Annotated in this window: 12 protein-coding genes; 1 reads left to right on the top strand and 11 read right to left on the bottom strand. The window is 66.4% G+C overall.

What is annotated here, in order from left to right; translation table 11 throughout:
* The 10 genes from LH475_RS01710 to tilS all read right to left on the bottom strand — a co-directional run.
* Window positions 1–431: PH domain-containing protein (locus tag LH475_RS01710; RefSeq protein WP_297412712.1), on the bottom strand; the 431-nt coding region annotated here is incomplete at its 3' end.
* The gene (locus LH475_RS01705) at window positions 428–898 is read right to left on the bottom strand and encodes a PH domain-containing protein (RefSeq protein WP_297412713.1); all 471 of its coding nucleotides are present in this window, start codon (window positions 896–898) and stop codon (window positions 428–430) included. The genes LH475_RS01710 and LH475_RS01705, both read right to left, overlap by 4 nt.
* A 94-nt stretch (window positions 899–992) precedes the next feature.
* A complete protein-coding gene (locus LH475_RS01700) occupies window positions 993–1463 on the bottom strand; it encodes a DUF3180 domain-containing protein (RefSeq protein WP_196844719.1) in 471 nt (156 codons plus the stop codon).
* Complete coding sequence (gene folK / locus LH475_RS01695; protein ID WP_196844720.1) at window positions 1460–2005, bottom strand: 2-amino-4-hydroxy-6-hydroxymethyldihydropteridine diphosphokinase; 546 nt, start codon at window positions 2003–2005, stop codon at window positions 1460–1462. Before folK ends, LH475_RS01700 begins: the two co-directional genes overlap by 4 nt.
* Entirely contained in the window at window positions 2002–2364 is a 363-nt protein-coding gene (gene folB / locus LH475_RS01690) for a dihydroneopterin aldolase (protein ID WP_196844721.1), read from the bottom strand. The genes folK and folB overlap by 4 nt, the downstream gene beginning before the upstream one ends.
* Entirely contained in the window at window positions 2357–3214 is an 858-nt protein-coding gene (gene folP / locus LH475_RS01685; protein ID WP_297412711.1) for a dihydropteroate synthase, read from the bottom strand. The genes folB and folP overlap by 8 nt, the downstream gene beginning before the upstream one ends.
* Window positions 3211–3780 carry a GTP cyclohydrolase I FolE gene (gene folE, locus LH475_RS01680; RefSeq protein ID WP_196844722.1) on the bottom strand — a complete coding sequence of 190 codons (570 nt, stop codon included), beginning with the start codon at window positions 3778–3780 and terminating at the stop codon, window positions 3211–3213. The genes folP and folE overlap by 4 nt, the downstream gene beginning before the upstream one ends.
* 6 nt (window positions 3781–3786) lie before the next feature.
* Window positions 3787–5796, bottom strand: coding sequence for an ATP-dependent zinc metalloprotease FtsH (gene ftsH / locus LH475_RS01675; protein ID WP_196844723.1), 2010 nt, complete (start codon window positions 5794–5796; stop codon window positions 3787–3789).
* A gap of 84 nt (window positions 5797–5880) precedes the next feature.
* The gene (hpt, locus tag LH475_RS01670; protein WP_196844724.1) at window positions 5881–6453 is read right to left on the bottom strand and encodes a hypoxanthine phosphoribosyltransferase; all 573 of its coding nucleotides are present in this window, start codon (window positions 6451–6453) and stop codon (window positions 5881–5883) included.
* Window positions 6454–6475: 22 nt separating this feature from the next.
* Complete coding sequence (gene tilS, locus LH475_RS01665) at window positions 6476–7456, bottom strand: tRNA lysidine(34) synthetase TilS (RefSeq protein ID WP_196844725.1); 981 nt, start codon at window positions 7454–7456, stop codon at window positions 6476–6478.
* 45 nt (window positions 7457–7501) lie between these two features.
* On the opposite strand from tilS, the gene ppa reads away from it, so the two are divergent.
* Window positions 7502–7993 carry an inorganic diphosphatase gene (gene ppa / locus LH475_RS01660; protein ID WP_196844726.1) on the top strand — a complete coding sequence of 164 codons (492 nt, stop codon included), beginning with the start codon at window positions 7502–7504 and terminating at the stop codon, window positions 7991–7993.
* A 64-nt stretch (window positions 7994–8057) separates the two neighbouring features.
* On the opposite strand, the gene LH475_RS01655 is transcribed toward ppa, so the two are convergent.
* Window positions 8058–8421 (bottom strand): NlpC/P60 family protein (locus LH475_RS01655; RefSeq protein ID WP_297412710.1); only part of this gene is annotated, 364 nt, incomplete at its 5' end.

Raw genomic sequence — 8421 nt, 5'->3', positions numbered from 1 at the left:
CGGGGAACCAGCGGCCGGGCGAGGTTGACGCCCTGCACCCGGTCGAGGCGGGCCTTGCGGTTGCTGCGAAAGATGACGCCGCTGCGCACTTCGACGATCTCGCCGGTCACACGAAAGGTGTGCATGCGCCAGGAGAGGTAGAACACCACGAGAATGACGATGAGCACGCCGGCGATGATCAGCAACGCCCAGCCGGTGGCTCCGCGTTGGTAGATCGCATCGATCGGATCGCCGCCGTAGTTCTCCTCGCCGATGAAGAGGTCAATGAGTCGTTCGCGCAGGTTGGCGACGATGAAGCCGATGATGGCCACTATGAAGATACCGCCGCGCAGTAGCGGTGTCGCCGGGTACAGGCGATGCCAGTCACCGTCGGTGAGGTCGGTACGCGGCGGCGCGAGGGGCGCCGGAACCGCAGCGACCGGCTCGCTCACAGCCCCGCCCGGCGGCTCTCGGCAAGCTCCACCAGCCGGTCGCGGAGGCTCTCGGCGTCGGCCTCGGCCAGCCCGGGAATCGATACCCCGGCGGTTGCCGCGGCGGTGACAAATTTGAGATCGGCCAGGCCGAGCCAGCGGGCGACCGGACCGCGGGTGATATCGATCAGCTGCATGCGCCCGTACGGCACCGCGACAAAGCGTTGAAAGAGGATGCCACGGCGAAAGAGCAGATCGTCGGCTCGCAGCAGGTAGCCGATGGCACGCACGCGACGCGGTTCAAACACAAGGTCGATGATCGACACGACGAGCACCACGATGCCAACCCACATCGCCCAGGTCTGGTCGAGCAGCAGCCAGAGCAGGCTTGCGCCGCCGCAGACAACGACGGCGTTCACGATGGTGCCGACGATCTCTACCAACACGTATTTCGTGGAGACACGCTTCCACTCCCCCGCCTCGGCCAGTTCGAGCCGCTCAGACGGTGCGGGGCGTTCGGGCGTGGGTACGGCCGGCTCGGGCAGTTGCGCGGCGGGCGGGTTCACTTCGGGCAGTTCACGATCAGGCACGCGTGCCTCCCGACTCATCGGTGTCGTCGTCGGGCGGCAGGGTGCAGAAGTGTTCGGCCACGAGGCCGGCCGCCAGCATAACGGCTGCGCCAATGGCCGTGCCGATCGCGAGCCACAACGACGTGACGGCGGGCACCACCGATCGGGTGAGAATGTACAGCACGATGCCGAGGGCGGCACCGAGCAGTAGGGAGGCCGACAGCGACGTCGCCTTCGACAGCACGGCCACCCGCATGGCCCAGAACGGATCGATGCGGCGCAGCGTCTTGCGCCGGCTGCCCTGGCGTACTTGCCAGGCCAGGCTCACGACGACCGCGGCCAGCAGAATCAGCGTCAACGGCAGGGTCACCGGCGGAACGACGATCGGGGTACCGGAGGCTGCGAAGGCGATCTCGAGCAGAAAGCCGATCACGAGACCGATGAGTAGAACGGCGAGTAGCCCGGTCGCGTGCGAGCGCTTCATCGCCACGCTCCCGGGACCGCTGCCGGCGCGGGGGCGGCGGCATCCGCTACCCGGCGCACCGTGGTGTCGGTCGCGGCGAGCAGGTCGCGCACCAGCCCGCGGCCGGGGATAGCGGCCTTCGCGTCGAGGTCGAGCCAGGGAGCGAGCACGAAGTCCCGTTCCGCCGCCCGCGGGTGCGGCAGGGTCAGGCGGTCGTCATCGACGCTCAACTGGCCGAACACGATGAGGTCAATGTCGAGTGTGCGGTCGCCCCAGCGTTCGGCGCGCACCCGGCCGTGCTCCGCCTCGATGGCGTTGACAGCGTCGAGCAGGGCGTGCGGGTTGCCCGTGTAGTCGATGGTCAGCACCGCGTTGAGGTAGCGCGGGGCGCTGTTGTCGACGCCGTCAAGTTTCACGGCGGCGGATTCGTAGACCGGCGAGACGGCAACGAGCGTGGCGCCGGGCAGCCCGGCGAGATCGTGCACGGCACCGGCCAGGGTGGCCGACCGGTCACCGAGGTTACTGCCGAGGGCGAGCAGGACACGTTTGGTGGGCCCGGTCATGGCCGCACCCGGGTAATCTGCACGGCCACGTCGGTGAACGGCACCGAGATCGGAGCTTGCGGTTTGTGCACCGTCACCTGCACGCGCAGCGCCGGCGGGTGAGCGAGCACAACGTTCGCGATGCGTTCGGCGACGGTTTCAATGAGGTCGACCGGGTTGTGCGCGACCGCGTCGGTAACTTCTTCGGCGAGTTGCCCATAGTGGATGGTCTGGGTCACGTCATCGCTCGCCGCTGCGGTCAGCAGATCCAGCCAGACGGTCACGTCAATGACGAAGTCCTGGCCGTTTTCTTTCTCAAAGTCGTAGACGCCGTGGTGGGCGTTCACCCGCAGGCCGGTGAGGGTGATCGAATCAGTCATGGGTCCATTGTGACGGACGCGACCCGCCGCGCCGCAATTCCCGTGGAGTGCCAATCGTCGATCGCATCACGCTGTCGAGCACGTTGAGGGCCGTGCGGGTCGCCGCAACGTCGTGCACGCGTACCGCCCAGGCGCCGGCCTGGGCGGCCAGCACGCTGACCACGACCGTGGGCAGGTCGCGGTCCCGGACGGGCGCGCCGGCCGGCAGCACCTCGGCGAGAAAGCGTTTGCGTGACGCCCCGACCATGACCGGAAGTCCGAGCTCGGCGAAGGCGTCAAGCCGGCTGATGAGCTCCCAGTTGTGTTCGGTCTTCTTGGAGAACCCGAGTCCGGGGTCGAGCACGATCCGTTCCCGAGCCACTCCGGCGGCGGTCAATGCGTCGATCCGGGCGCCCAATTCGGTGATGACGTCGGTAACGACGTCGCCGTAGTCGGCGAGGGCGTCCATCTGCTGGGCGTGAGCGCGCCAGTGCATGGCCACGTAGGTGAGGCCGGTGTCGGCGGCGACGGCGGCCATGCCGGGGTCGGCGCGCCCGCCGGCCACGTCATTGATGATGCTCGCGCCCGCTTGCGCCGCCGCGAGGGCCGTCGCGGCGTTGAGCGTGTCGATGCTCAAGCGCAGGCCCTGCCGGGCAAGCTCCGTTACCACCGGAATGATGCGGCGCTGTTCCTGTTCCGGCGCGACGCGGGTGGCCCCGGGCCGGGTCGACTCGCCGCCCACGTCGATCAGATCCGCGCCTTGAGCGTGCAGCAGCAGACCGTGCTCGATGGCGGCATCCGTTGACGCCCACTGGCCGCCGTCGCTGAAGGAGTCGGGGGTGACGTTGAGCACGCCCATGATGAGCGTCACCCGCCAGCCGCAATCAGGGCGATGATTTCGGCGCGGGCCGTCGGTTCGGTCAGGGAGCCGCGCGAGGCCATGGTTACGGTCGAACTCGCGGTCTGGCGCGGGCCGCGGGTGCCAACGCAGCCGTGCACGGCGTCGAGCACGACGAGCACACCGAGCGGGTCGAGGCCGTCGTGCAGAGCGTCGGCAATCTCCTCGGTGAGGCGTTCCTGCAGCTGCGGCCGGGCGGCGATGGTCTCCACCACATCGGGCAGCCGTCCCAGGCCGACGACCCGATCCCTCGGCAGGTACGCGACGTGGGCGGTGCCGAGAAACGGGAGTAGGTGGTGTTCGCAGATCGACCGAAAGGCAATATCGCGCAGCAGCACGAGCTCGCCGGTACTGTCACCGACCGGAATGAAGTCCTGCAGCAGGTCTTGTGGGTTTTGATCGAGGCCAGAGAAGAACTCGGCGTAGGCATCCGCCACCCGTCGCGGGGTACTCTCCAGACCGGCCCGCTCCGGGTCCTCACCGATTGCAGCGAGAATCTCCGAGACGGCCGCCTGGATGCGCGCCCTGTCCACTACCACGGGCGTCTAGGCGGTTGCGGGGCGGGGATTGCGGGCTGGCGCACGCTTCGGTTTGGCGGGGGCTACGTCGCCGCTGGAGATGCCACCGTCAACGGCGGCGCCGTCGATGGGAGCTTTGGGGGCGGGCATCGCGATCGGCGGCACGTCAGAGACGGGGCGCTTATCGCTCGAGAGCCATTGCGGGCGCGGCGGCAGCTTCTCGACATTGGAGAAAATCCCGGCGAGGGCGGTCTGATCGAGCGTTTCATGCTCGAGCAGAGCCGTCGCGAGATTGTCGAGAATCACGCGGTTCTTGATCAACACCTCGTAGGCCTCGTCGTGGGCGTCCTCGAGCAGCTGGCGCACCTCGCGGTCGACGCTTTCGGCGACCCGCTCCGAGTAATCGCGCTGGTGGCCCATGTCGCGGCCGAGAAAAACCTCACCCGAGCCCTGGCCGAGCTTGAGCGGGCCGACGACACTGCTCATGCCGAACTCGGTGACCATCTTGCGGGCGGTCGCCGTGGCCTTCTCGATGTCGTTGGACGCGCCGCTGGTCGGGTCATGAAAAATGATCTCTTCTGCGACGCGGCCACCCATGGCGTAGGCCAGCTGGTCGAGCAGTTCGTTGCGCGTGACCGAGTAGCGGTCTTCGAGCGGCATAACCATTGTGTAACCGAGGGCTCGGCCACGCGGCAGGATGGTGATTTTGGTCACCGGGTCCGTAAAATTCATCGCGGTGGCGACGAGGGCGTGGCCACCCTCGTGGTACGCGGTGATGAGCTTTTCCTTGTCGCGCATGACGCGGGTGCGGCGCTGCGGTCCGGCCATTACCCGGTCGACGGCCTCGTCGAGGGCGCGGTTGTCGATGAGCTGGGCGTTGGACCGCGCGGTGAGCAGCGCAGCTTCGTTGAGCACGTTGGCCAGGTCGGCACCGGTGAAACCGGGCGTCTTGCGGGCGAGCACTTCGAGGTCAACACCCTCCGCCATCGGTTTGCCCTTGGAGTGCACCTCGAGAATGCGCTTGCGACCGAGCATGTCGGGTGCGTCAACGCCGATCTGGCGGTCGAACCGACCCGGGCGCAGTAGGGCAGGGTCGAGAATGTCCGGACGGTTGGTGGCTGCGATGAGAATGACGTTGGCCTTCACGTCGAAGCCGTCCATCTCCACCAGCAGCTGATTGAGGGTCTGTTCGCGCTCGTCGTGCCCGCCGCCCATGCCGGCACCACGGTGCCGGCCGACGGCATCGATCTCGTCGATGAAAATAATGGCTGGCGCGTTTTCTTTTGCCTGACCGAACAGGTCACGCACACGGCTGGCACCGACGCCGACGAACATTTCGACGAAGTCCGAGCCGCTAATCGCGTAGAACGGTACGTTGGCCTCGCCGGCCACGGCGCGGGCGAGCAACGTTTTACCAGTTCCGGGAGGGCCGTACAGGAGCACACCCTTGGGGATCCGGGCACCCACGGCCTGGAACTTGGCCGGCTCCTTCAGAAAGTCCTTGATTTCTTCAAGCTCTTCGATGGCCTCGTCGGCACCGGCGACGTCAGCGAAGGTGACCTGCGGGCTTTCCTTCGAGACGAGCTTGGCCTTGGACTTGCCAAACTTCATGACCTTGCTGCCACCGCCCTGCATCGAGATCATGAGCCAGAAGAAGGCGCCGATAAGCAGCACGGGAAGCAGAAAGCTGAGAACAGAGAGGACCCAGTTGGGCTGCGGCACCTCGTCGGTGAAGCCGTCCTTCGGGTTCGCTGCAGTGACCGCGGTGATGATCTCTTCGCCACGCGGGGCGACATAGTAGAACTGCACCTGCGTTCCGAGGTCGCCGCTGGCCTTGGTCAGCGTGAGGTCGACACGCTGTTCGCCGTCGACGATGGTGGCTTCGGCGACGTTGCCCGATTTCAGGTAGCCGAGTCCCTCTTGCGTGCTGACCTCGCGAAATCCAGACATGGTGATGAGGCTCGACCCCACCCAGACGGCGATGACGGCGAGCACAATGTAGAGAATCGGGCCGCGGAGTAGCTTTTTGACGTTCATGGTGTCCTCAGGCTATCGCTCGATTACAGGGGAATGCCGTGTGTTCGCCCAAAGGAAAACTCGGCGCGGGTGCGCGGGCTGTACCTAGAGCGCTGTCGCGGCCACGGTGGAGTAGACGTGCGGGGCCAGAATGCCGACCGAGCGCAGGTTACGGTACTTCTCTCCGTAGTCGAGGCCGTAGCCGACGACGAATTTGTTCGGAATGTTGAATCCGACGTATTTCACGTCGATGTCGACACGCGCCGCATCCGGTTTGCGCAGCAGCGCGCAGATTTCGATGGATGCCGGACCGCGAGTTTTCAGGTTCGCCAGCAGCCACGACAGGGTCAGTCCGGAGTCTATGATGTCCTCAACGATGAGCACGTTGCGGCCGGAGAGGTCCGTGTCGAGGTCCTTCAGGATGCGCACGACGCCGCTCGACTGGGTGCCGGAACCGTAGGAGCTGACGGCCATCCAATCCATTGTGACCGGGTGATGCAGTTCGCGGGCCAGATCGGCCATGACCATGACCGCTCCCTTGAGCACGCCGACCAGCAGCAGGTCGGTGCCCAGGTAGTCGGCTTCGATCTGACGTGACATCTCGGCCAGACGAGCTCGAATCTGCTCCTCGCTGATCAGGATCTCGGTGAGGTCGCCGTCAATGTCGCGAGGTTCCATGTGGGAAGAGCATTCCTTTGTTTCAGGCGGGTTCAGGCGCGGAAAAAATCAATATACCGTCCTGCCGTTCAACTCTAATACCAGGCAGGCTGAGCGCCCCCTGTCCATGCCAATCCGTCACGAGCGCCGCCACGGCCAGGGTCTGAACTCTATTCAGCGACACCCCACAGTGTTCTTCGACCCCGAACCGAATCATGCGCTGCCGCACCGCCGCCGGCCATGCCGCGAGCACGGCCGCCGTGATCTCGCCATTGGCCCAGTGTGCCTGGAGCGCCGTGCGCGCCAGCTCGTCGAGAGCGTCGGAATCCTCCCGCAGCGCCTCAGCGGTGCGGGCGAGCGCCACCCCGATGCCGGGGCCGAGCTCGCTCTCGAGCAGCGGCAGCACCGTTTCGCGCACGCGTACCCGGGCGTAGCGCGGATCGAAGTTCTGAGGATCGGTCCAGGGCTCGAGGCCCGCATCGGCACAGAATTGCCGGGTAGCCGCTCGACGGATGCCCAGCAACGGTCGCAAAATTGGCCCGGTTCGGGCCGCCATACCCCGCAGGCTCGTTGGTCCGGAGCCGCGGGCGAGGCCAAGCAGCACGGTTTCGGCCTGATCGTCGAGCGTGTGACCAAGAAGCACGCCCCTCGCCCCGGTCTGCTCGAGAGCCTCATTGAACGCCGCATACCTGTGGGTGCGCGCCGCCGCCTCCGGGCCGGTTCCGTCGCTGTCGACCATCACGCTCAGCACGAGCACCGGGTCGAGGCCGAGCTGGCGGGCGGTCACGGCGGCGGACGCCGCGATATCCGCGGACCCGTTTTGCACGTTGTGGTCGACGATGACGGCTCCGGCGCGGATGCCCGCCCGCCCGGCCTCGAAGGCGGTCGCCGCGGCGAGCGCGAGCGAATCGGCGCCGCCGCTGAGGCCGACCAGAACGAGCCCTTCGGCCGGCAGCAGCACGCGCACGGCCCGGCGAATATCGGCGATGGCCGGCGTGAGGCGCGGGCGGCGGGTGGGTTCCATCCAGTAACGTTATCTGCAGACTTAGATCAAGGGAGAACCAAGGCCATGGCCGAATACGACGCAGTCATCGAGATCCCCCGCGGGAGCCGCAACAAGTATGAGGTAGACCACGAGACCGGTCGGGTCTATCTCGACCGCGTGCTCTACACGAGCTTCATGTACCCGACGGACTACGGCTACTTCGAGAACACGCTCGGCCTCGACGGCGACCCCGTCGATGTTCTCGTGCTGCTCGACTACCCGCTGTTCCCTGGCGTGGGCGTCTCGGTGCGCCCCGTGGGCGTGTTCAACATGACCGATGACGGCGGCTCCGACGCCAAGGTCATCGCCGTTCCCGCCGGCGACCCGCGCTGGGACCACATCCAGGATGTCCTCGATATTCCGGAGTACACCCGCAAAGAAATCGAGCACTTCTTCGAGCACTACAAAGACCTGGAACCGGGCAAGTGGGTCAAGACGGAGGGCTGGGGCGACGCCTCCGAAGCCAACCAGATCGTGGTCGACGGCATTGCGAAGCTGGCCGAAGAGGGCCACTAGCCTCGACTGATAACGGGCTTCTGCTACCGGCAATCCGGCGGCAGAAGCCCGTTTTTTTCTTGGCTTAAGCGCCCGGCCGGCCGACATAAGGCGCGACGGCCCAAGACGACCAGATGCTGTGCACCCGCACCTGTGCCGAGGGGTTGGGGGCTTCGAAAACTTGGCCGTTGCCCACGTAAATCGCCACGTGGTAGTAGTTACCCGGGCTGCCCCAGAACACCAAGTCGCCCACCTGCACCTGGGCGAAGGAGACGAGCTTGCCCTGCTGAGCCATGGTGTTGTACTGGTTCGTCGCCGAGTGGGTGCCGATGTACACGCCGGCCGCGGCGTAGGCGGCCTTGGTCAGACCGGAGCAGTCCCACGCGTCGGGGCCGGAGCCGCCGAAGACGTAGCGGTCACCGAGTTGGGCGCGAGCGAACGCGAGCGCG

The organism is Cryobacterium sp., assembly GCF_026786305.1.
Lineage (GTDB): Bacteria > Actinomycetota > Actinomycetes > Actinomycetales > Microbacteriaceae > Cryobacterium.
Note: the sequence above shows the minus strand (reverse complement) of the source record. Positions and strands in the feature narration are given on the sequence as shown.